The following is a 24,108-nucleotide window of genomic DNA, read 5'->3' on the forward strand; positions in this document are numbered from 1 at the left end:
CTTGACCGAGCCTGTGCCGCAGCGTTCCCGCCTTGCCCGCGATTCGCTGATCGTCGGAGCCGCGACGATCCTGTCGCGCCTGCTCGGCTTCGCCCGCGATGTCCTGATCGCGCGATTGCTCGGCGCTGGTCCCGTCGCCGATGCGTTCCTGGCCGCGCTGAGGCTGCCCAATCTGGTTCGCCGTGTGCTCGGCGAAGGCGGGCTCAATGCGCCGTTCGTGCCTGTTTATCTGGGCGTCAAGGCAGAGCGCGGCGATGCAGCTGCGCGGCGCTTCGCCGGGCAGGCGGCGGGACAGCTTGGGCTGCTGCTGATCCTTCTGGTCGCGCTTGGCGAGATCGCCGCGCCCTGGCTTGTGCTCGGACTGGCTGGGGGCTTTGCCGACGAACCCGCAACGCTGGCTCTCGCCGCGCATTACACCCGGCTGATGCTGCCTTTCCTGCTGCTGACGACGCTGGCGGCCATGCTGGCGGCCATGCTCAATGCCGAGCGGCGCTTCACCATGGCGGCGCTGGCTCCGGCCCTGATGAATGCGATCCTGCTGACGATCCTGATCGTGCAGCTCGCGCGGGGAACGGAACCCGCCCTGGGCGCGCAATGGCTGGCCGTATGCGTCAGCCTGACCGGGCTCGCGCATCTCGGGCTGATCCTGTTCGCCTTGCGGGAGACCGGCCTGCCGCGCCTCAGCCTGGTCTGGTCGCCCGACATGACGCAGCTGGTGCGCAAGGGTGGCGCGACCCTGCTTGCGGCCTCGGCGGCACAGCTCGTGCTGCTGGTCGCGACGCAGATCGCCTCGACCGAGCCCGGCGCCGTGTCCGCGCTTTACTATGCCGACCGTGTCTTCCAGCTGCCGTTGAGCTTCGTCGGTGTGGCGATGGGAACCGTAGTGCTCTCGGAAATGGCCGCCGCTGCGAACGCGGACGGACAGGATGCGATGCTCGGGCATTCGCTTGCCCTGGGGTTGATGCTGGCCTTGCCCGCAGCAACGGCGCTGGCGGCCCTGGCGGGCCCGATCATCTCGGTGCTGTTCGAGCATGGCCGCTTCGGGGTCGAGGATCGGGACCGCACAGCCGCAGCACTCGCAGCCTTCGCGCTCGGCCTGCCCTTCGCCGTCGTCGCCAAGGTCTTCGGGCAGGTCTATTTTGCAAGGCAGAAGCCCAAGCTGCCGCTGCTCGCGGGCTGCCTCGCCGTCCTCGTCGCCGCGCTTGCCGGCTATGGCCTCGCCGGCGACGGCAATGCCGCCCGCATGGCCGCCTTGGCGGCCAGCCTCGCCTTCTTCATGCAGGCCGCGCTGCTCGGCCTTGCGCTGCTGCGCGACGGAATCTGGCGCCCAGGCGTCGCAAGCTTGCGTCCAATCGTCGCCAGCCTGATCGCCAGCGCCGTTATGCTCGGCGTTCTCTTGGGTCTTTCCTCCGTTCTTGCCGCCATGCTCTCGCCGGGCGAGCCGACGCTCTGGCGGGTCTCCGCCCTGCTTTTCCTGTGCGGCGGCGGTGTCGTCACCTATGGCTGCGCGGGCTGGCTGCTCGGTGCGTTCGGGGCTCTCCCGCTGCCGCGCTACTTGCGCAAGTGGCGGGCATAAGCCAGAAGCCCCCCTCCTTTCCTGGTTCGTGATGACGGAGCGCCCCATGGCGACCTTTCACCAGCGCGTCTTCTCGGGCATGCAGCCCACCTCGACGCTTCATCTCGGCAATTATCTGGGCGCGCTGACCAACTGGGTCGCGATGCAGAAGACGCATGAGTGCATTTATTGCGTCGTCGACATGCACGCGATCACCGTCTGGCAGGATCCGGCCGACCTGACACGCGCGATTCGTGAGGTGACGGCGGCTTACGTCGCAGCCGGCGTCGATCCCAAGCAGAGCATCATCTTCAACCAGAGCCAGGTGCATCAGCACGCCGAGCTTGCCTGGGTGTTCAACTGCGTCGCACGGCTCGGCTGGCTCAACCGCATGACCCAGTTCAAGGAGAAGGCCGGCAAGGACAAGGAGAATGCCTCGATCGGCCTTTACGCCTATCCGTCGCTGATGGCGGCCGACATCCTGCTCTACAAGGCGACACATGTGCCTGTCGGCGAGGACCAGAAGCAGCATCTCGAGCTCGCCCGCGACATCGCCCAGAAGTTCAACAATGATTTCGGCGACCAGATCGCGGCGCGGCATCTCGGAACGGGCAATCTCGGCTTCTTTCCGCAGCCGGAACCGATGATCCAGGGGCCGGCGCCGCGCGTGATGAGCCTGCGCGACGGCACCAAGAAGATGTCGAAGTCCGATCCCTCGGATTATTCGCGCATCAACCTGACCGATGATGCCGAGACCATCGCCACCAAGGTGCGCAAGGCCAAGACAGATCCCGAAGCGCTGCCCTCCGAGGAAAAGGGGCTGGAGGGCCGGCCGGAGGCCGAAAATCTCGTCGGCATCTATGCCGGGCTGAACGGCGAGACCAAGGCGCAGGTTCTAAGCCAGTTCGGCGGCGGCCAGTTCTCCGGTTTCAAGGCGGCCCTGGTCGATCTTGCGGTCGCCAAACTCGCGCCGATCGCTGGCGACATGCGTCGCCTGCTCGCCGAGCCCAGTCATATCGACGCCATTCTCGGCGAAGGTGCGGAGCGCGCCGAAGCTATCGCCGCGCCGATCATGCGCGACGTCAAGGACATCGTCGGCTTCGTCCGGCGCTGACATCGCGCCATTGCGGCGGGCTTGCGCTGACGTAGCGGCGCAGGCCACCATGCCACCTCTCGAAGCGGCGACAGGCAACACTCATGGTCAAGCGTCGGCGGTCCTATGAAACGGGCCATCGCCCGAAATTTCTCGCGGTTGTCGACGACAGCCCCGAATGCGCCAAGGCCGTGCGCTTCGCGGCGCGGCGCTGCGCACGCGTCGGCGCCTCCATCGTCCTGCTCGGCGTGGTCACCCCGCCCGAACACGAGACCTGGCTCGGCGTCGGCGAGGTCATGCAGGCCGAGGCCGAAGCTGCCGCCGAGAAACTGATCGACACCGCCGCGGCGTCGGTCCGCGGCCTCGCGGGGCTGGAGCCCGAGCGTGTCGTGCGCACCGGCGACAAGGCCGACGAGGTGGTCAAGCTGATCGAGGCCGACGAGGATATCTCGCTGCTGGTTCTGGCTGCGGGCACCGGACGAGACGGGCCGGGCCCGCTTGTGAGCGCGCTTGCCGGAAAATCCGCCGGCACCTTCCCGATCCCGGTCGCGATCGTGCCAGGCTTCCTGGAAGACGAGGAAATCGACGCGCTGGCCTGAACGCATCGGGCCCGCATCGCGCTTGGTGCTGGAATCATTCCAGCCGTCAGCCTATATCGGGAGCAGGAACGGCGGCCTTGACCCGCCGGCACCGGAGGTTACCCATGTTCATCCAGACCGAAGCCACACCCAATCCCGCGACCCTGAAATTCCTGCCCGGCCGGACCGTGATGCCGGACGGGACGCTCGAACTGCGCGACGCCGACCAGGCCGAGCGCTCGCCGCTGGCCCAGCGACTGTTTGGCGTCAACGGCGTCTCCGGCGTCTTCCTCGGCTCCGATTTCATCACCGTGACCAAATCCGATGGCGAATGGCCTCATCTGAAGCCGGCCATCCTCGGCGCGATCATGGAGCATTTCATGTCCGGCGCGCCGGTACTCGCGAACGGCTCCGAAGCCGACGTGATCGAGGAGGGCGAGTTCTTCGCGCCCGAGGACGCGCAGACGGTCGAGACCATCAAGGACCTGCTGGAAACCCGCATCCGCCCGGCTGTCGCCGGCGATGGCGGCGACATCACCTTCCGCGGCTTCAAGGACGGCACCGTCTATCTCGCGATGAAGGGCTCCTGCTCCGGCTGCCCCTCCTCGACCGCGACACTGAAGCACGGCATCCAGAACCTGCTGCGCCACTTCCTGCCGGATGTGCGCGAGGTCGAGGCGGTCTGAGCGGAGCAATTTTCGCCCTAAGTGATTAACCCGCGTCGTCATTCCGGGCGCAGCGAAGCGGAGACCCGGAATCCATCGTAGAACTCGACGCCCTTCGATGGATCCCGGATCGGCGCGACTTTGCCGCTTGTCCGGGATGACGGCAAGTCCCATTCACCTTCCATGACCGGCTTGGCATATCCCTGATGCGCATCCTCGCGATCGACACAGCGCTTGGCGCCTGCTCGGCCTGCGTCCTCGACGCCGGCGAGACGACGCCCTTGGCGCATGAGCAGATCGCGATGGAGCGAGGTCATGCCGAAGCGCTCATGCCGCTGATCGAGCGTGTGATGAACGCGGTCGAGGGCGGATTCTCATCGCTGGATCGTGTCGCGGTCACGGTTGGCCCGGGCAGCTATACCGGCCTGCGCGTCGGCGTCAGCGCGGCGCGCGCCATCGCTCTGGCGGCCGACATACCCGCTGTCGGCGTCACCACGCTGGCTGCAACCGCCGCTCCGCTGATCGGACGCGAATCCGGCCGCGTCATTGCCGCCGCACTCGACGCCAAGCACGGCCAGGTCTGGTTCCAGGCGCTGACTTCGGAAGGCAAGCAGCTCGTCTCGCTGCGCCAGGTCAATTACCGCGACGCCGCCCGCGCGATCGGGGCCGGCCCTGTCAGTCTCGTCGGCTCCTCTGCGCTGGCAGTCGCCAACGAAGCCTGGGCGATCGGGCTCGATGCCCTCGTACTGGACGATGCGCGCGCGCCCGACGTGACCTGGGTCGCGCGCCTCGGCCTGATAGCCGATCCCGAAACCGCGCCGCCGCGCCCGCTTTACCTCAAGGCGCCGGAGACGACCCCGCAGGATCGCGCCCGCCTGCCACGGCGCTAAAAGCGCAACGTCAGCTGCTGAAATCACCGGGCTCCAGAGCATCGCATGGCGCGTATGCCTGCAATCAGGGGGTTGCCAGAGCATGCGACTATGCCATCAAGCGCCATGGACTGGCTGCGCAGACTTCTCCACCCCGAATCGGCACCGGCACGAACCGGCCGGCTCGATGTCCGCCATGCCCGGCATGTCGCGGCGCTGCATCATCTGGGCGGCTTCGCGCGCGGCTGGGAGCCCGGCGAATGCGCGGCGCTGCTTGCCGACCCTGCCGTGATGACCGATGGCGTCTTTGCGGCAAGCGCGGCCCATCCCGATGGTTTCGTGATGTCGCGCAAGGCAGCCGACGAGGCGGAAATCCTCAGCATCGTGGTGTCACCGGCGCGGCGGCGCGACGGGCTCGCCCGGACGCTGCTCGGCGCCCACCTTGCCGGGCTTGCCGCAAAAGGGGTCGTTCAGGTCTTCCTCGAGGTCGAGGACGGCAATCTGCCGGCCGAAAAGCTCTACCGGCATTTCGGCTTTCGCGAAGTGGGCCGCCGGAAGGGCTACTATCCCAAGCCCGATGGCAGCCGCGTGGCCGCGATCGCGATGCGGCTCGATCTCGCATGAGCGGACCCCGTCAGCCATGAATGGACTTCATCCCGGCGCGATCCTGCGGCTCGTCCTGCTGGCACTCGGCACGTTTGCGCTGCTGCCCTGGCATCTCATCGCGATGCGTCTCAGCCCGCAGCGCCACGGCCAGGTGCTGCCGATGCTGTTTCACCGCCTCGTCTGCCGCTGCCTCGGCGTGCGCCGGCGCGTGCGGGGGACGCCGCCTGCGCACGGCGCCGGTGGGTTGATCGTCGCGAACCACGTCTCCTGGCTCGATATTTCCGTGATCGGCGCAACGCGGCCGCTTTCGTTCGTGGCGAAGAGCGAGGTTTCGAAATGGCCGGTGATCGGTTGGCTCGCCAGCCTGCAGCGCACCGTCTTCATCGACCGCCAGCGTCGCACGGCGACAGCGGGCGTCGCCGCTGAAATGGGCGCACGCATTTCCGCGGGAGAGGCGGTCGTGCTCTTCGCCGAGGGGACCACCGGCGATGGCACCCGCATCCTGCCGCTGCGTTCGTCGCTTCTTGGCGCCGCGCATCAGGCGCTCGACACCAACGGCAACGGCGATGTGACGATCTATCCGCTGACGCTGACCTATACCGGCTATCACGGCATGGCGGGCGGGCGGGCGGAACGTAGCGCGCTGGCCTGGCATGGCGATACCGAGCTCGCGCCGCATCTGCGGGCTATGCTCGATATCGGGGCGATCGATGTCGAGCTCGCCTGGGGTGAGCCGATCACGATGCACGCCAAGACCTCGCGCAAGGAAGCGACCCGCCTCGCCGGGATCGCGATCCGCCGCGCACGCCAGGAAGCGGTCAGCGGGCGCGCACTCGGCTGAGCCTGAACTGGCTCGGATGTTGCTTCCACATCCGAACAGGAACGCGGTCATTTCCACGAGGCGCAATCCGGAGTAAGGAGACGGTTTGGAGACCCGATCCGCTACGATGAAGAAAGTCCACATCAAGTCCTTCGGCTGCCAGATGAACGTCTATGACGGGCAGCGCATGGCCGATATCCTGAGCCATCAGGGCTATGAGGAGACGGCGACGCCTGAAGGCGCGGACCTGATCCTGCTCAATACCTGCCATATCCGCGATCGCGCGGTGCAGAAGGTCTATACCGAGCTCGGCAAGCTGCGCGACCTGAAGATCGAGCAGAAGGCCAATGGCCAGTACACGAAGATCGTCGTCGCCGGCTGCGTCGCGCAAGCCGAAGGCGCCGAGATTCAGCGCCGTCAGCCGGCTGTCGACCTCGTCGTGGGGCCACAGGCCTATCATCGCCTGCCGGAACTGTTGGCGCAGACGGGACGCGTCGTCGATACCGACCTGCCGATCGACGACAAGTTCGGATATCTGCCCGCGCCCAAGCCGGCCGCGATCGTGGCGCGCGGCATCTCGGCTTTCGTCACGGTGCAGGAAGGCTGCGACAAATTCTGCGCCTTCTGCGTCGTGCCCTATACGCGCGGCGCGGAGTTCTCGCGCCCGGCCGCCCAGGTTCTCGTCGAGGTCGAGCGGCTCGCGGCAGCCGGCGTGCAGGACGTCACGCTGATCGGCCAGAACGTCAACGCCTATCATGGCGAGGGGCCGGACGGCGCCGTCTGGGGCCTGGCGCGGCTGATGCAGCGCGTCGCCGAGGTGCCCGGAATCACCCGCATCCGCTACACCACCAGCCATCCGCGCGACATGGGAGATGACCTCATCGCCGCCCATCGCGACCTGCCGCAGCTGATGCCCTTCCTGCATCTCCCGGTACAGGCCGGCTCGGACCGGATCCTCGCCGCGATGAACCGCAAGCATACCGGCGACGAATATCGCCGGCTGATCGACAAAATCCGGCAGGCGAGGCCCGATATTGCGCTGTCATCGGATTTCATCGTCGGCTTCCCCGGTGAGAGCGACGATGATTTCGAGGATACGATCAAGCTCGTCGACGAAATCGGCTTCGCCTCCAGCTATTCCTTCAAATACTCGCCGCGGCCCGGCACGCCGGCCGCCGATCTCCGCGCGCAGGTCCCCGCCGCGGCGATGCATGAGCGCCTGCTGCGCCTGCAAGAGCGTATCGAGCACCATCGGCAGGCCTTCAACCACGCCATGGTCGGGCGAACGGTGGAAATCCTGCTCGAACGCGTCGGTCGCCACCCCGGCCAGCTTGCGGGAAAATCGCCCTACCTTCAGGCTGTGCAGATCGAGACGCAGGCGAATCAGATCGGCGACAGGGTGCAGGTGGTGATCGAGCGCGCGGGGTCGAACTCGCTGTTCGGCCGCAAGGCCGGGCCGGAGGATCTTGCCGCGAAGGATCTTGCCACCAAGGAGCTGGCCGCGTGAGCGCGCGCCATTCCCTGTTCATCCGGACGGCGACCTTGAGCGTCTGTCATCAGACTGAAATCGTCGCATCCGCTCATGCCAACGGATCGGCAAGATTGCGCGATGCAAGACGGCCTACTGCAAGACCGCGTACTGCAAGACTGCCTGCCCCGAGACTACATATGACAGGACGAACCGGCCCCACGCTCATGTCCGGCCGGAACAGGCGCCAGGGAGACGACGCTTTTGGCACAGGCTGACTCGACGACCCCGAGACCGGAACGAAGCCCACGCCGCGATACGGCATCCACACGCGTGGAAAGCCTGACGCGCGACGGATTGCCTGCCACAGAGGTCCTGCTGTCATTCGACGACAACCGGCTGGCAAGCCTGGTGTTCGGCGATTACGACCAGAATCTCGCGCATCTGGAGCGGCGCCTGGGCGTCGTGATCAGCCCCAACGGCAATCACGCCACCATCAAGGGGCCGCGCGAGACCGCCGAACAGGCCGGGCGCGTGCTGAAGACGCTCTACACGCGCGCCAAGGCCGGAGCCTCCGTCACGCTCGGCGAGGTCGACGGCGCGATCGAGGAGAGCAACGTGCAGCGTTCGTTCTTCCCGGCCGATAATGCCGGCAAGGCTTCCTTCGAGGCGATCGTGACCCGCAAGCGCGGGCCGGTGCGGGCGCGCAATGCAGCGCAGGACGCCTATCTGCGCCAGCTCAAGCGTCACGAACTCGTGCTCGCCGAGGGACCTGCCGGCACCGGCAAGACCTGGCTTGCGGTCGGTCATGCCGTATCCCTGATCGAGCAGGGCGTGGTCGAGCGCATGGTGCTGTCGCGCCCGGCGGTCGAGGCCGGCGAAAGGCTGGGATTCCTGCCCGGCGACATGCGCGAGAAGGTCGACCCTTATCTGCGGCCGATCTACGACGCGCTCAACGATTTCATGGAGGCGCGCCATGTCGAACGCGCGCTGCAGACGGGCATGATCGAGATCGCGCCGCTGGCCTTCATGCGCGGGCGGACCTTGAGCAACGCCGTCGTGCTGCTCGACGAGGCGCAGAATGCGACCTCGGTGCAGATGAAGATGTTCCTGACCCGCCTCGGCGAAGGGTCGCGGATGATCATCACCGGCGATCCCTCGCAGATCGACCTGCCGCCGGGCCAGCGCTCCGGGCTGATCGAAGCGGTGAAATTGCTTTCGGGGGTCGAAGGCGTCGGCCATGCCAAGTTCGAGGAGGGCGACGTTGTCCGCCACGATCTGGTGCGCCGCATCGTCATGGCCTATGAGAGCGCCTCGCGCCGTGAGCGCGAGGAACGGGAAGAACGTTTGCGCGCGCCAATGTCCGAAATCCCCGTCGAGAGCGACAGCGAAGGATTGAAGCGGACATTGTCGCGGGAGCGGCCGCGATGAAGGATCGACCTCGTTCGCGGCGCTCCGCGCCGCGAACGCCAAAGGCAGAGCCGACGCTCGCCATCGCGCTCAGAGCCCAATCGCGGCGCTGGCGCGATCTGGGCGATCTGGCGGCCCTGCGCGAGCGCGTGACGCAGGCGACGGAAGCGGCCCTGGCAGTGGCGCCGCTCAAGCCGCTGACCGGAGCCGAAGTCAGCCTGCTCCTGACCGACGACAAGCGCATCCGCATCGTCAACCGCGACTGGCGCGGCATCGACAAGGCGACCAACGTGCTCTCCTTCCCCGCCGCGCCACCGGAGCGGATCGCTGCAAGCCCCCTTCTCGGCGACATCGTGCTGGCCTACGAGACCGTGGCACGCGAGGCCCTGTCGGAAGGTAAGAGCGCCAGTGACCATCTCAGCCATCTCGTGATCCACGGGCTGCTGCATCTGCTCGGCGAAGATCACGAGACCGAAGCCGAGGCGCAGCGCATGGAAAGCCTCGAAGTGGCGGCGCTCGCCCGGCTCGGCATCGCCGACCCCTATGCCGACGGCGAGCTCCTGACCAACCCGCATCCCCCGCTTCCGGACCAGCCGCCAAGACCATGAGCGACGACAGTCGACAGAACCAGACCGAAGCCGCCGGGCGCGGACTTTCCCATTGGCTCAGCCAATTCCTCGACCGGCTCGGTTTTCGCGGCGGCGGCACCATCCGGGAGGACATCACCGAAGCCCTGGCGCAGGGCGGCGACCAGCTCGCCGATCTCAGCGCCCAGGAACGGGCGATGCTCTCCAATGTGCTGAGCCTGCGCGAGCGGCGGGTCGGCGACGTGATGATCCCGCGCGCCGACATCGTCGCAGTCCCCGCCGATGCCACGTTGGACGAGTTGCTCGCGCTGTTCCGGACGGCCGGACACTCGCGCCTGCCGGTCTTCGACGATTCCCTCGACGACCCCCGCGGCATGGTCCATATCCGCGACTTCCTCGAATTCATCGCCGAGAAGGCGAAGGCCGAGCATAGCGCAGGCCTGACCGAAACCGCCTTCCACGACCTGGCCGCGGTCGACCTCTCGGTCACGCTCGCCACGACCAAGATCCTGCGCCCTGTCCTCTATGTCCCGCCTTCGATGCCGGCGGTCGACCTGCTGGTGAAGATGCAGGCGACACGAACCCATATAGCACTCGTCATCGACGAGTATGGCGGCACGGACGGGCTGGTCTCGATGGAGGATCTGGTCGAGATCGTCGTCGGCGACATCGAAGACGAGCACGATCTCGACGAGGCCCCGACCATTGCGCCTGTCGGTGACGACCGCTTCGTCGCCGATGCACGCGCGACGCTGGACGAGTTGAGGGACGCCACCGGCATCGACCTCTCCGAGACCGAGATCGCTGAGGATATCGATACGCTGGGCGGGCTGATCGTGACGCTTGCCGGCCGCGTGCCGGCCAAGGGCGAGTTGATCGAGGGGCCGCACGGCCTCGAATTCGAGATTATCGATGCTGATTCGCGCCGCATCAAGCGGCTGAACATCCATCGACGCAGCCCCGCCTCTCCCGACACGGTATCGCCGGTGGAACCCGGCTGATGCGTATGGCTTCGCTGGCCGACAGGGTCATCCTCGCCTGGGGATGGCCCAGGCGCCTGATCGCGCTCGCTGCAGGGGCCAGCGGCGCGCTGGCGCTGCCGCCGCTCGATCTCTGGCCGCTGATCGTCGTGCCGATGACGGTCGCCATATGGCTGATCGACGGCGCCGTCGGCACCAGCGCAGTCGCCCGCTTTCGGGCGGCCGCTGCTGCCGGATGGTGGTGGGGTTTCGGCTTTTTTCTCGCGGGTTTGTGGTGGCTGGGGGCCGCCTTTCTGGTCGAGGCCGATAAATTCGCCTGGGCGATGCCGCTGGGCGTCGTCGCACTGCCGGCCTTTCTCGCGCTTTTTCCAGCACTGGCCTTCGGCTGCGCGCGACTCGCCTGGCCAAGCGGAGCCGGCCGCATCCTGATGCTGGCGGTGGCCCTGTCGCTGAGCGAATGGCTGCGCGGCCATGTGCTCACCGGCTTTCCCTGGAACGTCTACGGCATGATGCTCGCCGGGCAGGGTTTCATCGCCCAGTTCGCCGCGATCGCCGGGCTCTACGGACTTACCGTGGTCGCGGTCGCGATCGGGGCCGCGCCCGCAACGCTGGGAACGGCGGAGACCGCGGCCGGACGCTGGCGCGCACCCGTGCTGGCGCTGCTCGGGCTTGCGGGTTTGGTCGGTTTCGGAATCTGGCGCGTGCCGCCGGAAGCCTCCCCCTCGGTCGCCGGCGTCAGGCTGCGACTGATGCAGCCCAATTTGCCGCAGGACGCCAAGTTCAGCCCGCGCAATGGCGAAGCGATCCTGAACCAGTACCTCGCATTGAGCGACCGGGCGACGAGCCCGACCACGCTCGGCGTCCAGAATGTGACGCATCTGATCTGGCCGGAATCGGCTTTTCCCTTCCTGCTCGGACGCACGCCTGCCGCGCTTTCGCGGATCGCTGCGCTGCTACCGCCCGATGTGACGCTGATCACAGGGGCGGCCCGCGCCGGAGAGGCGCTGCCTGGCGAAAGCCGGCCGCCGATCTTCAATTCGATTCAGGTGGTGAACGATGAAGGCACCATCGTCTCGAGCTACGACAAGGTGCACCTTGTACCCTTCGGCGAATATCTGCCGCCGATCCTGGAAACCCTTATCCGCAAGGTTGGTCTGTCGGAGTTCGTCTCGGTGCCCGGCGGGTTCGCTTCGGGGACGCGGCGGATGCCGCTTGCCATTCGCGGCCTGCCGGTCGCGGCGCCGCTGATCTGCTACGAAGTCGTGTTCCCGGGCGCGGTCGCGCCGCAAGGGCCGCGCGCCGGCTTTTTCCTCAACCTCACCAATGACGGATGGTTCGGCCAGACCAGCGGACCGTATCAGCATCTGGCGCAGGCCCGGCTGCGCAGTATCGAGGAAGGATTGCCGCTCGTGCGCGTGGCCAATACCGGGATTTCGGCTGTCGTCGACGCCTATGGCCGGATCGTTGCCAGTCTGCCGCTCGGCACCACCGGCGTGCTCGACGCAAACCTGCCGCAAAGAGCGCCCAATACCCTCTATGGACGCTGGGGAGATGTCATTTTCGCGGCACTTCTAGTATTGTCCTTGCTGCTCTCGCGGGCCCATTTTGGCAGGTGATCCCATTTGGAACTTTTTCGGCGGCAAAGGATGGTGGTTCGATCTGGAACCATGTAAAACTTCACAACTTACGCGCCAGCCGGACCACGGCACCTGGCCACGCAACTGACGTAAGGGCCGCCAACTCATGCTGAAGAAAGTCCCCAACCCAATCGATCGCCATGTCGGCAGCCGCGTGCGAATGCGCCGCATGCTGGCCAGCGTGAGCCAGGAAAAATTGGGTGAAGCGCTCGGGCTGACTTTCCAGCAGATCCAGAAATACGAAAAGGGCTCGAACCGCATCAGCGCGAGCCGCCTGCAGCAGATCGCCAAGATGCTGGACGTGCCGGTGTCGTTCTTCTTCGACGGCGCCCCGACAGGGGACATGCCGGCCGGCGGTTTCTCCGACGCGGCCTCGACGGCCTATGTTTCCGACTTCATGTCGACCAGCGAAGGCGTGCAGCTGACCAAGGCTTTCGTACGCATCAAGAGCGCCCGCGTGAGGCGACGGATCGTCGACCTCGTCGAGGCTCTCGCCGAGGATGATAGCGAAACCACGTGATTTCGCGCAGATTTCGTTCGGCCTGACGAACGTTGATCCCGATAAAAGAATTATTGCGCTTGACGGCGAACGCGTCCGCTGCAAAGAGGGTGCCCGTTTTCGTTGGCCGACCGCGTCGTCACGCCGGTCTCTTGCCAGTCCCGACTTGCAGTCCCGATCCGAAGGGTTCCTGACCGTGTCACGCCAGAATTACCTGTTCACCAGCGAATCCGTCGGCGAAGGCCATCCCGACAAGATCTGCGACCGGATCTCCGATGAAGTCGTCGATCTGTTCTTCAAGGAAGCCGCCAAAGCCGGCATGGATTCGGCGCAGGTCCGCGTCGCCTGCGAGACGCTGGCGACGACCAACCGCGTCATCATCGCCGGCGAGGTCCGCACCTCGCTCGACGAGAAGGCGATGAAGAGCAAGGTCAAGTCGGCCGCCCGCAAGGCGATCAAGGCGATCGGCTACGAGCAGGACGGCTTCCACTGGAAGAAGTGCAAGATCGACGTGCTGCTGCACGCCCAGTCGGCGGATATCGCCCAGGGCGTCGACGCCGACGGCAACAAGGATGAAGGCGCCGGCGACCAGGGCATCATGTTCGGCTATGCCTGCCGCGAGACGCCCGAGCTGATGCCGGCGCCGATCTACTACGCCCACAAGATCCTCGAAGTGCTGGCCAAGGCCCGCCATGCCAAGGAAGGCGGCGCCGCCAAGCTCGGCCCCGACGCCAAGAGCCAGGTCACGGTCAAGTACGAGAACGGCAAGCCGGTCGGCGTGACGCAGATCGTGCTCTCAACCCAGCATACCGACGAAAGCCTGACCTCGGCGGATGTCCGCAAGATCGTCGAGCCCTATATCCGCTCCACGCTTCCCGAGGGCTGGATCTCCAAGGAGACAGTCTGGCACGTCAACCCGACCGGCAAGTTCGTGATCGGCGGTCCCGATGGCGATTGCGGCCTGACCGGCCGCAAGATCATCGTCGACACCTATGGCGGTGCTGCCCCCCATGGCGGCGGTGCGTTCTCCGGCAAGGACCCGACCAAGGTCGACCGTTCGGCTGCCTATGCCGCGCGCTACCTCGCCAAGAACGTCGTTGCAGCCAAGCTCGCAGACCGCTGCACGATCCAGCTCGCCTACGCCATCGGCGTCGCCAAGCCGCTCTCGATCTATGTCGATCTCTACGGCACCGGCAAAGTCGACGAAGCCAAGCTCGAGGCCGTGCTCGGCGAGGTCATGGACCTGACGCCGCGCGGGATCCGAAATCATCTCCAGCTCAACAAGCCGATCTATGCCAAATCGGCAGCCTATGGCCATTTCGGCCGCAAGGCCGGCCGCGACGGCAGCTTCTCCTGGGAGAAGACCGATCTCGTCGACGCGCTGAAGAAGGCCGTTGCCTGATCAGCCGGTTTCGACCGATGTCGATGAAGGCCGGGCTCGTCCCGGCCTTTTTCTTTTGCCAGAAATCTCTAGAGCACAGCGACTGGCTCAATACGCGTCGTCATCCTGGACCAGCGGCCCAGCCGCGCAGCTCCGGGATCCATCGAAGGGCACGGTCATTGCTCTATGATGGATCCCGGCACTCCGCTTCGCTGCGGCCAGGATGACGGCGCGTTTCTGCAAGAAAACCCCGGCTTCAAAGACGATTGACATGACAGACGATTACGAACCCGACCGCGCCTTCTTCGGCCGCCGCAAGGGCAAGGCCCTGCGCGAGGGCCAGAATGCGATGATCGAAGGCGTGCTGCCCCGCCTGCGTCTGCCGGAGGGCGAGATCGCCGATCTGCGGACGCTGTTTCCTCATCCCGTGACGGCGGTGCGGCTCGAGATCGGCTTCGGAGGCGGCGAGCATCTGCTGCACAGGATGCGCGAAAGCCCCGAGATCGGCTTCATCGGGGTCGAGCCCTTCATCAACGGGATGGCGAAGTTCCTGGCCATCATCGAACGCGAAGGGCTGACCAATATCCGGCTCTGGGACGCAGACGCTGCGCTGATGCTGCCGCGCCTGCCGGCAGGCAGCCTCGACGCGATCGACCTGCTCTATCCCGATCCATGGCCCAAGCGCCGCCAGCGCAAGCGCCGCTTCGTCTCCGAGCGGACCCTATCGCTGTTTGCTCGTGCGCTGCGGGAGGGCGGACGCTTCCGCTTCGCCAGCGATATCGACGACTATGTCGGCTGGACATTGTCGCGGCTGCTGCGCTCGGCCGATTTCGACTGGACGGACGCGCGTGCCGATGACTGGCGCGTGCCCTATCCCGGGTGGATACGCACGCGCTACGAGGCCAAGGCGATCGCGGCCGGGCGCGTCCCGAGCTATCTCACAGCCTTGCGTCGCGCATCCTGAGGAAGCCGAGCACGCGTTGCGCCGTGGTCTGCGCGAGGTTGCGGAAGCTCTGGCGCGCCCGCTCGATCGCGGCCTCCGACTTGCCGTAGTCCTTGCGCAGGGCGATCAGCCCGGCCGTGGTCTCCCAGGACCAGCCCAGTCCGCGGGCCACGAGCAGGATCGCCTCGCGATCCGGCCCCATGATGATCTGTTCCGTCGCCGGCAGTCCGAGCTGGGCCAGCGCCGCAACCGCGCACATGGCGTGTTCGGTCGAGCCTGCTCTCGCGAACTCGGCGACCTTGGATTCATTGAGCTCGCCGGCTTCGTTGAGACGCTTGATCTCTTCCAGCGCGCCGCTGAAGAGGCCGAAATCCTCGTCGATCTGCGTCTCGGCCGCGACCGCCTGGGCTCCGCGCTCGACGGCACCTGCAACCGCGCTCGCAAGCCCGGGCTCGAGATTGACGCTTATGCGGCGGCGAGCGGCATTCTTCGCGGCGGCCATGAGCTGCTCGCTGAGTTCGGACGGAATGTCACGGCGCATGCCCAGCGTCGCCTGTAGCGCATCGTCCTGGACGGCGCGCATCACGAGCACGCCCATGCCATGGCGGGAAAAACGTGCGGTCTGGTTCGCCGCGACGGCGTGAGTGACGACACGACCGCCACGCAGGATCAGGAAATCCGTGACCGGCTCGCCAAGATCGGGGCGCTCGGTGATCGCCAGCATGTGATCGCGGCCCTTGGCAGCCGATACGGCAACGAGATCCTGATCCGTCAGCCGCTTCGAGCCGACCAGAACCGGGCGCGCGACGGCGATCTCATCGAGCGCGAGTTGACGCACGACACCGCTAGGTGCGTTCGAGACCGGCGCGAGACGTTCCGACAATTCGATGCGGGCGCGCAATTCGATGGCGCGCGAAAGCCTGCCGATCACGACGTCGAAGACGCTGACCTGGTCGTCATCCATACCCGCGGCGGTGCTGAGGAACAGATCCGTCAACCGGGACAGAATCTGGGCGCGATCATCGGTCGAGCCACGCAACATCGTCGCTTCGAGATCACGCAAAAGCGTACTGACACTCATCCCGCATCCCCATAGAGCGCGTAAGACTCCTTTGTGACGCAGAAGGATGACCAGCCGGTTAGCATCATCCCAGAATCCTCGCCTATCGTGATGAAGGCGAATCAGCGGAGAGCTTGCATGCGCCGCCAAGGCGGATTAAATAGCGCGCAACAGCTCTGGTTTCGGTATCAGCCGATGACAAGAGCGGGCCTGCCGGCCCGCTCTTTTTTTATTGGCCGGAACCCCGCCAGCGCAAAAGCATGGTGCCGGAACCTGAAACCGGTTTTCGGATGCCATCATGCTCTCTTCTTTGGTTGGAGACGGATGAGATCCGACTCTAGGCAGGCGGCCCAGGCATGAACGAGCCAACAGCGATACCTGAGCGGGACGACCGCATTGTCGTCGAGACCGGCGTGGCCGCACGCGTGGCGGCAATCGTCGAGCCCGCGATCGCCGATCTCGGCTATCGGCTGGTGCGCGTCCGCGTCACCGGCCAGAACGGCTGCACCGTGCAGATCATGGCCGAGAAGCCCGACGGAACCATGAATGTCGAGGGCTGCGAAGCCGTCAGCCAGGCGGTCTCGCCGGCGCTCGATGTCGACGACCCCGTCCAGGTCGCCTATCATCTCGAAGTGTCGTCGCCGGGAATCGACCGGCCGCTGGTGCGGGCTGGCGATTTCGTGCGCTGGGCCGGGCACCTCGCCAAGATCGATACCGAGGCTGTCGTTGCCGGGCGAAAGCGCTTCCGCGGCATCCTGCTCGGGGTCGAGGGCGCCAATGCGCTTCTAGCCCGTGACGACGCGAAGAGCGAGGAAGAGCGCAACGTCGCCATTCCGCTTGCGCTCATCGCCGACGCCCGTCTCGTCCTGACCGACGAGCTGGTCACCGAATCGCTGCGTCGCGGCAAATCGGGCCTGCCGCCCGAGATGCCGCTGGCCGAAGAGATCGCCAGCCCGAAAAAGGGCAAGGGAAAATCGCTGGGTCCACGCCCGGCTAAGACGCGCGGACCTGATCCGCAAGACACAACGGAAGAGGAGTGAGCGTCATGGTCGTCAGCGCCAACAGGCTCGAACTGCTGCAGATCGCCGATGCGGTCGCGCGCGAGAAGTCGATCGATCGTCAGATCGTCGTCGACGCGATGCAGGACGCGATCGCCAAGGCCGCCCGCTCGCGCTACGGCGCCGAGACCGACGTCCATGCCGAGATCAACACCAAGACTGGTGAGCTCCGGCTCGCCCGCCACCTTCAGGTGGTCGAGCTCGTCGAAAACGGCGCCACCGAGATCACCGTCGACGAGGCGAAGCGCCACAATCCGGCGGCCCAGGTCGGCGACGTCATTGCCGATCCGCTGCCGCCCTTCGATTTCGGCCGCATCGCGGCCCAGTCGGCCAAGCAGGTCATCGTGCAGAAGGTGCGCGAGGCCGAGCGTGACCGCCAGTACGACGAATACAAGGATCGCATCGGCGAGATCGTCAACGGCGCCGTCAAGCGCGTCGAATACGGCAATGTCTTCGTCGATCTCGGACGTGGCGAGGCGATCATCCGCCGCGACGAGATGATCCCGCGCGAGACCTTCAAGGTCGGCGACCGCGCTCGCGCCTATGTTTACGACGTGCGCCGCGAGCCGCGCGGCCCGCAGATCTTCCTTTCGCGCACGCATCCGCAGTTCATGGCCAAGCTGTTCGGCCAGGAAGTGCCCGAGATCTATGACGGAATCGTCGAGGTGAAGGCCGTTGCCCGCGATCCGGGTTCGCGCGCCAAGATCGCCGTGATCTCGCGCGATTCCTCGATCGATCCGGTCGGCGCTTGCGTCGGTATGCGGGGATCGCGCGTGCAGGCCGTCGTCGGCGAACTCCAGGGCGAGAAGATCGACATCATCCCGTGGTCGCCGGATATCGCGACCTTCGTCGTCAACGCGCTGCAGCCGGCCGAGGTCGCCAAGGTCGTGCTCGACGAGGAAGCCGACAAGATCGAGGTCGTGGTGCCCGACGAGCAGCTCTCGCTGGCCATCGGCCGTCGCGGCCAGAACGTCCGCCTCGCCTCGCAGCTGACCGGCTGGGATATCGACATCCTGACCGAGGCCGAGGAATCGGAGCGCCGCCAGAAGGAGTTCCTGTCGCGCACCGAGATCTTCATGAACGCGCTGAATGTCGACGAGACCGTCGGCCAGCTGCTGGCGTCGGAAGGTTTCCGCACGGTCGAGGAAGTCGCCTATGTCGAGCCCTCCGAGTTGGCCTCGATCGAGGGCTTCGACGAGGACACCGGCGCCGAGATCCAGGCCCGTGCGCAGGAGTATCTTGCCGCGGTCGAGGCGGAGTTCGACGAGAAGCGCCGCGCGCTCGGCGTCGAAGACGACTTGCGCGAGGTCGAAGGCATCACCACATCCATGATGGTCGCGCTGGGCGAGAACGACGTGAAGAGCGTCGAAGACCTCGCTGGCTGCGCGACCGACGACCTCGTCGGCTGGACCGAGCGCAAGGATGGCGAGTCCACCCGCCACGCCGGTTATCTCGACGGCTACGACCTATCCCGACAGGATGCCGAGGCCATCATCATGGCCGCGCGCGTCAAGGCGGGCTGGATCGAAGCTCCGGCAGAGGTCGAGGCTACCGAAGCGGACGCCGATAACGTGGCGGCCGAGGCCTGAGCCGGGTTGCGACGATGCGCCAGGCTGTCTCGATGAGCGAGACGCGGAAAGACGGTCCGGAGCGAAGTTGCGTCGTGAGCCGGGCAGTCAAATCGCCTGACGACCTGATCCGTTTCGTGGTCGGGCCAGACGGCATGCTGACGCCTGATCTGCGACGCAAGCTGCCAGGCCGCGGCGTCTGGACGAGCCTGAGCGCGAAGACCGTCACCGAGGCGGTCAAGCGCAAGGCGTTCGAGCGCTCGCTCAAGGCGAAGATCACCGTGCCGGACGGCCTGGTCGCGATGATCGACGCGTTGATGCTGCGCGATGCGCTGCAGGCTCTGGCGATGGCGAACAAGGCCGGGCTCGTCTCGAGCGGCTTTGCCAAGGTCGAGGCTGTGATCGGTTCAGGCCGCTGCGCAGCGGTTATCGAGGCCAGCGATGGCGCCGATGACGGACGACGCAAGATCGGCCAGGCCATGAAGCGGGCCGAGATTGCCCGAGAGACGAGCGGGCTGAAGGCCCGGAAGACCCCCGTAGTCGCAATTTTCGCGGCGGCGGATTTGGAATTGGCGTTGGGGCGGGCACATGTGATACATGCGGCCCTTGCTCCGGGACCGGCGGCCGAGGGTTTCCTCTCCCGCTGGCGTCGACTCGTCCGATATCGGACAGACGATGCCGGTGCGACGGAGCCGGAAAGCCCGGCTAATTCCGATCTGTTAGACGAACGAACGACCGAACCGGCAGGACCGAAAGCGGAATGAGCGATACCAAGACCCCGGGCGACAAGACTTTGACCGTCAGTCCCCCGAAGACCCTGACGTTGAAGCGTCCTGTCGAACAGAGCACTGTCCGGCAGAGCTTCTCGCATGGGCGCTCCAAGCAGGTTGTCGTCGAGGTCAAGCGACGCACTGCTGGCTCCGACGTCAAGGAGCAGCCGGTCGCTCGCGCGCCGCAGCCCCCGGTCCAGCAGCAGCCCGCACCGCGCCCTGCCCCTCCGGTTCCGACACCGGCACCGCGTTCCGGCGGCATGCTGCTCCGCACGCTTTCGGAAGACGAGAAGGACGCCCGTCAGCGCGCCCTCTCCGACTCGCGCAGTCGTGAGGCGGAAGCCCGCCGCATTGCCGAGGACGAAGCCCGCCAGCGCGCCCTTGCCGCCGAACGCGAACGCCAGGAGCGCGAAGCCGCCCTTGCTCGCCAGCGCGAGGAAGAAGAGCGTCGCCGCCAGGAAGACGATCGCAAGCGCCGCGCCGAAAGCGCCGCCCGCCAACGCATGGACGAGCCGCAGGCTCCGCGCCCGCCGCAGCCCGTGCAGCCGCCTCGCGAGCAGACGCCCGCTCCGCAGGCTGATGGCGCGCCGACACCTGCGCCGGCGGCAACCGCCGCTCCGGCACCTCGCCCGGCCCCTTCTGGCCCGCGCCCCGATTTCGCACCGCGTACGCCGATGCGCGATATCGGCGCCCGGCCTCCCCGGCTGGATTCGCGTCCGCCGCGTCTCGAAACCCCGCGCCCGCCGCGTCCCGTCGATACGACGGCCCCGGCCGAGCCCGCCGTTATCCGCCCGACACGCCAGGCCCCGTCGACTGCTGCCCCGCGCAGCCGTCCCGATGATGGCGAAGCGCGTCCCGCTTTCCGCCGTCCCGGCGGCTTTGCCGGCGGCCCGCCCCGTGGCGCTCCCGTGCCCGCCCCCAAGACACCCAAGGTCGGCGAGAAGCCGCGCGGCCGCCTGACGCTCTCGACCGCCACCGGTGGCGACGACGAGCGCACGCGTTCGGTCGCGGCCTTCCGCCGCCGCGTCCAGCGCATGACGGGGCACCGCGCCTCTGACGTCGCCAAGGAGCGCGTGATGCGCGAGGTGATCGTCCCCGAGACGATCACCATCCAGGAACTGGCCAACCGCATGACCGAGCGCGGCGTCGATGTCATCCGCCTGCTGATGAAGCAGGGCGCGATGCACAAGATCACCGATGTGATCGACGCCGACACGGCCCAGCTCGTGGCCGAGGAAATGGGCCACACCGTCAAGCGCGTCGCCGATTCCGACGTTGAAGGCGGCCTGTTCGATGTGCCCGATACCGACGACACCCTGGTGACGCGGCCGGCCGTCGTCACCATCATGGGCCATGTCGACCACGGCAAGACTTCACTGCTCGACGCGATCCGCCAGACCCATGTCGTCACCGGCGAGGCCGGCGGCATCACCCAGCATATCGGTGCCTATCAGGTCACGACGCCGTCCGGCGCCAAGGTGACCTTCATCGATACGCCCGGCCACGCCGCCTTCACGGCGATGCGCGCTCGTGGCGCCAAGGTGACTGACGTCGTCGTGCTCGTGGTCGCGGCCGATGACGGCGTCATGCCGCAGACGGTCGAGGCCATCAACCACGCCAAGGCAGCCGGCGTGCCGCTGATCGTGGCGATCAACAAGATCGACAAGTCGGATGCCTCGCCTGAGCGCGTGCGCTCCGAGTTGTTGCAATACGAGATCCAGGTCGAGACGCTCGGCGGCGAGACGCTCGAGATCGAAGTCTCGGCCAAGACCGGCAAGAATCTCGACAAGCTGCTGGAAGCCATCGCGCTGCAGGCCGAACTGCTCGACCTGAAGGCCAATCCCGACAGGCCGGCCGAAGGCACCGTGATCGAGGCCAAGCTCGACCGCGGCCGTGGTCCGGTCGCGACCGTGCTCGTCCAGCGCGGCACGCTGCGCACCGGCGACATCGTCGTGGCGGGTTCCGAATGGGGCCGCGTCCGCGCCCTGATCGGCGACACAGGCGCTCATATCAAGGAGGCCCCGCCTTCGCTTCCCGTCGAGGTGCTCGGCTTTAACGGTACGCCCGAGGCCGGCGACCGCGTTGCGGTTGTCGAATCCGAGGCGCGCGCCCGCGAGATCACCGATTACCGCGAGCGCCAGAAGCGCGACCGCATCGCCGCCCGCGGCGGCGGCTCGGCGGCGGGACGTTCGCTCGCCGACATGATGCGCGATCTCAAGGAAGGCGCCGGCCGCAAGGAGTTCCCGCTCGTCGTCAAGGGTGACGTGCAGGGCTCGGTCGAGGCCATCGTCGGCACGCTCGAGAAGGTCGGCAACGACGAGGTGCGCGCCCGGGTGCTTCAGTCGGGCGTCGGCGGCATCACCGAATCCGACATCACGCTGGCCCAGGCTTCGGGCGCGGCCGTGATCGGCTTCAACGTGCGTGCCCATAAGGAAGCGCGCGAGGCGGCCGAACGGGCCGGCGTCGAAATCCGCTACTACAACATCATCTACAACCTCGTGGATGACGTGAAGGCGGCGATGTCGGGCCTGCTGGCCCCCACCTTGCGCGAAACCATGCTTGGCAATGCGCAGATCCTCGAGATCTTCGCGGTCTCGAAGGTCGGCAAGATCGCCGGTTGCCGCGTTACCGACGGCACGATCGAGCGCGGCGCCAATGTCCGCCTGATCCGCGACAACGTCGTGGTTCACGAGGGCAAGCTCGCTCAGCTCAAGCGCTTCAAGGACGACGCCAAGGAAGTGGTGGCGGGCCAGGAGTGCGGCATGTCCTTCGAGAACTACCAGGACATGCGCGCTGGCGACGTCATCGAGTGCTACCGCGTCGAGGAAATCAAGCGGACGCTGTAAGGCGCATCGCTTCCCAAAGGCAGCGCGTCATGGCCGGGCTCGACCCGGCCATCTCGTGACGATAAGAGCGCGTCCAGCGCCTCATCTTTCAGGAGATGGTCGGGTCATGCCCGACCATGACGTTTGATCCGGTCCGATCCCGGAGAACGAGAACCATGGCAAAACCTGCAAAAACCTCCGGCCCGTCGCAGCGGCAACTGCGTATCGCCGAATTGATCCGCCATGCCCTAGCGGAGATGCTGGCGCGTGGCGACATCCATGACGAGGTGCTGGCCAAGCATGTCGTGACCGTCCCGGAGGTCCGGCTCTCGACCGATCTCAAGCTTGCGACCTGTTACATCATGCCGCTCGGCGGCGGCGACGTGAAGCCGGTGCTCAAGGCGCTGACCGACCACAAGCGCTATATCCGCGGCGAGATCGCTCATCGCGTGAACGCCAAATATGCCCCCGATGTCCGTTTTCTGGCCGATCAGAGCTTTGCGGAGGCCGAGCGCGTCGATGCGCTGCTCTATTCCGACAAGGTCCGTCAGGACATCCTGAAGCAGCCGCTGCGGATCCAAGAGGAGGGTGAGGGCGATGAGTGACATCACCACCTCCGAAGACGAAGTCGTGCAGGACCAGGTTCAGGATCAGGGCCGCAGCTTCGCGCCGCGCCCGAAGAAGCGCGACGTTCATGGCTGGATCGTGCTCGACAAGCCGGTCGGCATGACATCGACACATGCCGTGAGCGTGGTGAAGCGCGCTTTTTCCGCCAAGAAAGCCGGCCATGCCGGCACGCTCGACCCGCTGGCCTCCGGCCTGCTGCCGATCGCGCTCGGCGAAGCCACCAAGACCGTTCCCTTCGTCATGGACGGGCGCAAGGCCTATCAGTTCACCGTGGCCTGGGGCACGCAGACCGACACCGACGATACCGAAGGCAAGGTCATCGCCACCTCCGAGGCGCGTCCGCAGGAGGCTGCCATCACGGCCCTGCTGCCGCGTTTCACCGGCACGATCAGCCAGGTCCCACCGAAATTCTCCGCCATCAAGATCGCCGGCGAGCGCGCCTATGATCTGGCGCGGGAAGGCAGCGAAGTGACGCTGCAAGCGCGGCCAGTCGAAATCGACGCGCTGCGCATCGTCAGCCATGACGGCGCCACCACGACGTTCGAGGCCGAATGTGGCAAGGGCACCTATGTCCGCGCCATCGCCCGCGACCTCGGCGTCCAACTCGGTTGCCTGGGCCATGTCGCACATCTCCGGCGCACCCGTGTCGGGCCGTTCAGTATTGCGGATGCGGCGAGCGTCGAAACCTTGCGCGAGAGCCCGGAGGCCGCAGCTGCAGCGCTTCTGCCGGTCAAGGCGGCGCTCTCGCTGATCCCCGAGATCGCGATCCATCGCGATGCAGCGCTGCGCCTCAAGCGCGGCCAGAGCGTCCTGCTGCGCGGGCGCGATGCGCCGGTGGAAGCCGGTGCAGTCTATACGACCTCGGGCGGAACGCTGATCGCGACCGGCTCGATCGAGAACGGCGAGTTCGTACCGCACCGGGTCTTCAATCTCTGACCACGACGTCGCCATCGTCTCGATTGCGACGATCCATCCTTTAGAAATCGTTGCTCCCGGTCAGACCCGGTCGTCCTCTTGACGATATTACCGGGCGCGTCGGGAATGGATCGTCGCTGCGTGCCGCGCTTTTACTTGACTATCCTCGTCCGAATCTGTGGGGTTATTCCGAT

Annotated in this window: 22 protein-coding genes; 21 read left to right on the forward strand and 1 reads right to left on the reverse strand. The window is 66.4% G+C overall.

Going from position 1 to position 24,108, the window contains the following annotated elements; all coding sequences use genetic code 11:
* Position 1 precedes the first annotated feature (1 nt).
* From murJ to trmB, 15 genes are all read left to right on the forward strand, one after another.
* Positions 2-1,576 carry a murein biosynthesis integral membrane protein MurJ gene (gene murJ / locus C4S73_RS14530; RefSeq protein WP_160115777.1) on the forward strand — a complete coding sequence of 525 codons (1,575 nt, stop codon included), beginning with the start codon at positions 2-4 and terminating at the stop codon, positions 1,574-1,576.
* Positions 1,577-1,622: 46 nt separating this feature from the next.
* Positions 1,623-2,669 carry a tryptophan--tRNA ligase gene (gene trpS / locus C4S73_RS14535; protein ID WP_103873203.1) on the forward strand — a complete coding sequence of 349 codons (1,047 nt, stop codon included), beginning with the start codon at positions 1,623-1,625 and terminating at the stop codon, positions 2,667-2,669.
* A gap of 83 nt (positions 2,670-2,752) precedes the next feature.
* Entirely contained in the window at positions 2,753-3,247 is a 495-nt protein-coding gene (locus tag C4S73_RS14540; RefSeq protein WP_103873204.1) for a universal stress protein, read from the forward strand.
* A gap of 104 nt (positions 3,248-3,351) precedes the next feature.
* A complete protein-coding gene (locus tag C4S73_RS14545; protein WP_103873205.1) occupies positions 3,352-3,912 on the forward strand; it encodes a NifU family protein in 561 nt (186 codons plus the stop codon).
* A gap of 185 nt (positions 3,913-4,097) precedes the next feature.
* Complete coding sequence (gene tsaB / locus C4S73_RS14550; protein ID WP_103873206.1) at positions 4,098-4,781, forward strand: tRNA (adenosine(37)-N6)-threonylcarbamoyltransferase complex dimerization subunit type 1 TsaB; 684 nt, start codon at positions 4,098-4,100, stop codon at positions 4,779-4,781.
* A gap of 90 nt (positions 4,782-4,871) precedes the next feature.
* The gene (locus C4S73_RS14555; protein ID WP_103873207.1) at positions 4,872-5,384 is read left to right on the forward strand and encodes a GNAT family N-acetyltransferase; all 513 of its coding nucleotides are present in this window, start codon (positions 4,872-4,874) and stop codon (positions 5,382-5,384) included.
* 16 nt (positions 5,385-5,400) lie between these two features.
* Positions 5,401-6,207 (forward strand): lysophospholipid acyltransferase family protein, encoded by an 807-nt coding sequence (locus C4S73_RS14560; RefSeq protein WP_160115778.1) that lies wholly within the window; start codon positions 5,401-5,403, stop codon positions 6,205-6,207.
* 106 nt (positions 6,208-6,313) lie between these two features.
* On the forward strand, positions 6,314-7,693 hold the full coding sequence (gene miaB / locus C4S73_RS14565; RefSeq protein ID WP_103873209.1) for a tRNA (N6-isopentenyl adenosine(37)-C2)-methylthiotransferase MiaB: 1,380 nt from the start codon (positions 6,314-6,316) through the stop codon (positions 7,691-7,693).
* Between the two features lie 294 nt (positions 7,694-7,987).
* A complete protein-coding gene (locus C4S73_RS14570) occupies positions 7,988-9,085 on the forward strand; it encodes a PhoH family protein (protein WP_103873210.1) in 1,098 nt (365 codons plus the stop codon).
* On the forward strand, positions 9,082-9,672 hold the full coding sequence (gene ybeY, locus C4S73_RS14575; protein WP_103873211.1) for an rRNA maturation RNase YbeY: 591 nt from the start codon (positions 9,082-9,084) through the stop codon (positions 9,670-9,672). The genes C4S73_RS14570 and ybeY overlap by 4 nt, the downstream gene beginning before the upstream one ends.
* Positions 9,669-10,652 carry a hemolysin family protein gene (locus tag C4S73_RS14580; protein ID WP_103873212.1) on the forward strand — a complete coding sequence of 328 codons (984 nt, stop codon included), beginning with the start codon at positions 9,669-9,671 and terminating at the stop codon, positions 10,650-10,652. The genes ybeY and C4S73_RS14580 overlap by 4 nt, the downstream gene beginning before the upstream one ends.
* Complete coding sequence (lnt, locus tag C4S73_RS14585) at positions 10,652-12,247, forward strand: apolipoprotein N-acyltransferase (protein ID WP_103873213.1); 1,596 nt, start codon at positions 10,652-10,654, stop codon at positions 12,245-12,247. Before C4S73_RS14580 ends, lnt begins: the two co-directional genes overlap by 1 nt.
* Before the next feature lie 127 nt (positions 12,248-12,374).
* Positions 12,375-12,788: a helix-turn-helix domain-containing protein gene (locus C4S73_RS14590; RefSeq protein WP_103873214.1), complete on the forward strand. Its 414-nt coding sequence runs from the start codon at positions 12,375-12,377 to the stop codon at positions 12,786-12,788.
* A 175-nt stretch (positions 12,789-12,963) separates the two neighbouring features.
* Positions 12,964-14,169: a methionine adenosyltransferase gene (gene metK / locus C4S73_RS14595; RefSeq protein ID WP_103873215.1), complete on the forward strand. Its 1,206-nt coding sequence runs from the start codon at positions 12,964-12,966 to the stop codon at positions 14,167-14,169.
* Positions 14,170-14,419: 250 nt separating this feature from the next.
* Positions 14,420-15,112 carry a tRNA (guanine(46)-N(7))-methyltransferase TrmB gene (trmB, locus tag C4S73_RS14600; protein ID WP_103873216.1) on the forward strand — a complete coding sequence of 231 codons (693 nt, stop codon included), beginning with the start codon at positions 14,420-14,422 and terminating at the stop codon, positions 15,110-15,112.
* On the opposite strand, the gene C4S73_RS14605 is transcribed toward trmB, so the two are convergent.
* The gene (locus C4S73_RS14605) at positions 15,087-16,172 is read right to left on the reverse strand and encodes a DUF2336 domain-containing protein (protein WP_103873217.1); all 1,086 of its coding nucleotides are present in this window, start codon (positions 16,170-16,172) and stop codon (positions 15,087-15,089) included. The two genes, trmB and C4S73_RS14605, sit on opposite strands and share 26 nt — an antisense overlap.
* 335 nt (positions 16,173-16,507) lie before the next feature.
* On the opposite strand from C4S73_RS14605, the gene rimP reads away from it, so the two are divergent.
* The 6 genes from rimP (at position 16,508) to truB (ending at position 23,935) form a co-directional block, all read left to right on the forward strand.
* A complete protein-coding gene (rimP, locus tag C4S73_RS14610; protein WP_103873218.1) occupies positions 16,508-17,191 on the forward strand; it encodes a ribosome maturation factor RimP in 684 nt (227 codons plus the stop codon).
* A 5-nt stretch (positions 17,192-17,196) separates the two neighbouring features.
* Positions 17,197-18,798, forward strand: a complete 1,602-nt coding sequence (nusA, locus tag C4S73_RS14615; RefSeq protein ID WP_103873219.1) for a transcription termination factor NusA — start codon at positions 17,197-17,199, stop codon at positions 18,796-18,798.
* Between the two features lie 32 nt (positions 18,799-18,830).
* Positions 18,831-19,541: an RNA-binding protein gene (locus tag C4S73_RS14620; protein WP_160115779.1), complete on the forward strand. Its 711-nt coding sequence runs from the start codon at positions 18,831-18,833 to the stop codon at positions 19,539-19,541.
* The gene (infB, locus tag C4S73_RS14625; RefSeq protein ID WP_103873221.1) at positions 19,538-22,393 is read left to right on the forward strand and encodes a translation initiation factor IF-2; all 2,856 of its coding nucleotides are present in this window, start codon (positions 19,538-19,540) and stop codon (positions 22,391-22,393) included. The genes C4S73_RS14620 and infB overlap by 4 nt, the downstream gene beginning before the upstream one ends.
* A gap of 155 nt (positions 22,394-22,548) precedes the next feature.
* Complete coding sequence (gene rbfA / locus C4S73_RS14630) at positions 22,549-22,977, forward strand: 30S ribosome-binding factor RbfA (protein WP_103873222.1); 429 nt, start codon at positions 22,549-22,551, stop codon at positions 22,975-22,977.
* A complete protein-coding gene (gene truB / locus C4S73_RS14635; RefSeq protein ID WP_103873223.1) occupies positions 22,970-23,935 on the forward strand; it encodes a tRNA pseudouridine(55) synthase TruB in 966 nt (321 codons plus the stop codon). The genes rbfA and truB overlap by 8 nt, the downstream gene beginning before the upstream one ends.
* The last annotated feature ends 173 nt before the right edge of the window (positions 23,936-24,108 follow it).

This window comes from Allobosea lathyri, from assembly GCF_900108245.1.
GTDB classification, from domain to species: Bacteria; Pseudomonadota; Alphaproteobacteria; order Rhizobiales; family Beijerinckiaceae; genus Allobosea; species Allobosea lathyri.

Coding starts and splice junctions, on each gene's coding strand:
- C4S73_RS14555 (WP_103873207.1), top strand. CDS start 4,872: ATGCCATCAAGCGCCATGGACTGGCTGCGCAGACTTCTCCACCCCGAA.
- C4S73_RS14545 (WP_103873205.1), top strand. CDS start 3,352: ATGTTCATCCAGACCGAAGCCACACCCAATCCCGCGACCCTGAAATTC.
- C4S73_RS14580 (WP_103873212.1), top strand. CDS start 9,669: ATGAGCGACGACAGTCGACAGAACCAGACCGAAGCCGCCGGGCGCGGA.
- rimP (WP_103873218.1), top strand. CDS start 16,508: ATGAACGAGCCAACAGCGATACCTGAGCGGGACGACCGCATTGTCGTC.
- trpS (WP_103873203.1), top strand. CDS start 1,623: ATGGCGACCTTTCACCAGCGCGTCTTCTCGGGCATGCAGCCCACCTCG.
- C4S73_RS14620 (WP_160115779.1), top strand. CDS start 18,831: ATGAGCGAGACGCGGAAAGACGGTCCGGAGCGAAGTTGCGTCGTGAGC.
- rbfA (WP_103873222.1), top strand. CDS start 22,549: ATGGCAAAACCTGCAAAAACCTCCGGCCCGTCGCAGCGGCAACTGCGT.
- ybeY (WP_103873211.1), top strand. CDS start 9,082: ATGAAGGATCGACCTCGTTCGCGGCGCTCCGCGCCGCGAACGCCAAAG.
- lnt (WP_103873213.1), top strand. CDS start 10,652: ATGCGTATGGCTTCGCTGGCCGACAGGGTCATCCTCGCCTGGGGATGG.
- C4S73_RS14590 (WP_103873214.1), top strand. CDS start 12,375: ATGCTGAAGAAAGTCCCCAACCCAATCGATCGCCATGTCGGCAGCCGC.
- trmB (WP_103873216.1), top strand. CDS start 14,420: ATGACAGACGATTACGAACCCGACCGCGCCTTCTTCGGCCGCCGCAAG.
- C4S73_RS14540 (WP_103873204.1), top strand. CDS start 2,753: ATGGTCAAGCGTCGGCGGTCCTATGAAACGGGCCATCGCCCGAAATTT.
- infB (WP_103873221.1), top strand. CDS start 19,538: ATGAGCGATACCAAGACCCCGGGCGACAAGACTTTGACCGTCAGTCCC.
- nusA (WP_103873219.1), top strand. CDS start 17,197: ATGGTCGTCAGCGCCAACAGGCTCGAACTGCTGCAGATCGCCGATGCG.
- tsaB (WP_103873206.1), top strand. CDS start 4,098: ATGCGCATCCTCGCGATCGACACAGCGCTTGGCGCCTGCTCGGCCTGC.
- truB (WP_103873223.1), top strand. CDS start 22,970: ATGAGTGACATCACCACCTCCGAAGACGAAGTCGTGCAGGACCAGGTT.
- C4S73_RS14605 (WP_103873217.1), bottom strand. CDS start 16,172: ATGAGTGTCAGTACGCTTTTGCGTGATCTCGAAGCGACGATGTTGCGT.
- miaB (WP_103873209.1), top strand. CDS start 6,314: ATGAAGAAAGTCCACATCAAGTCCTTCGGCTGCCAGATGAACGTCTAT.
- C4S73_RS14560 (WP_160115778.1), top strand. CDS start 5,401: ATGAATGGACTTCATCCCGGCGCGATCCTGCGGCTCGTCCTGCTGGCA.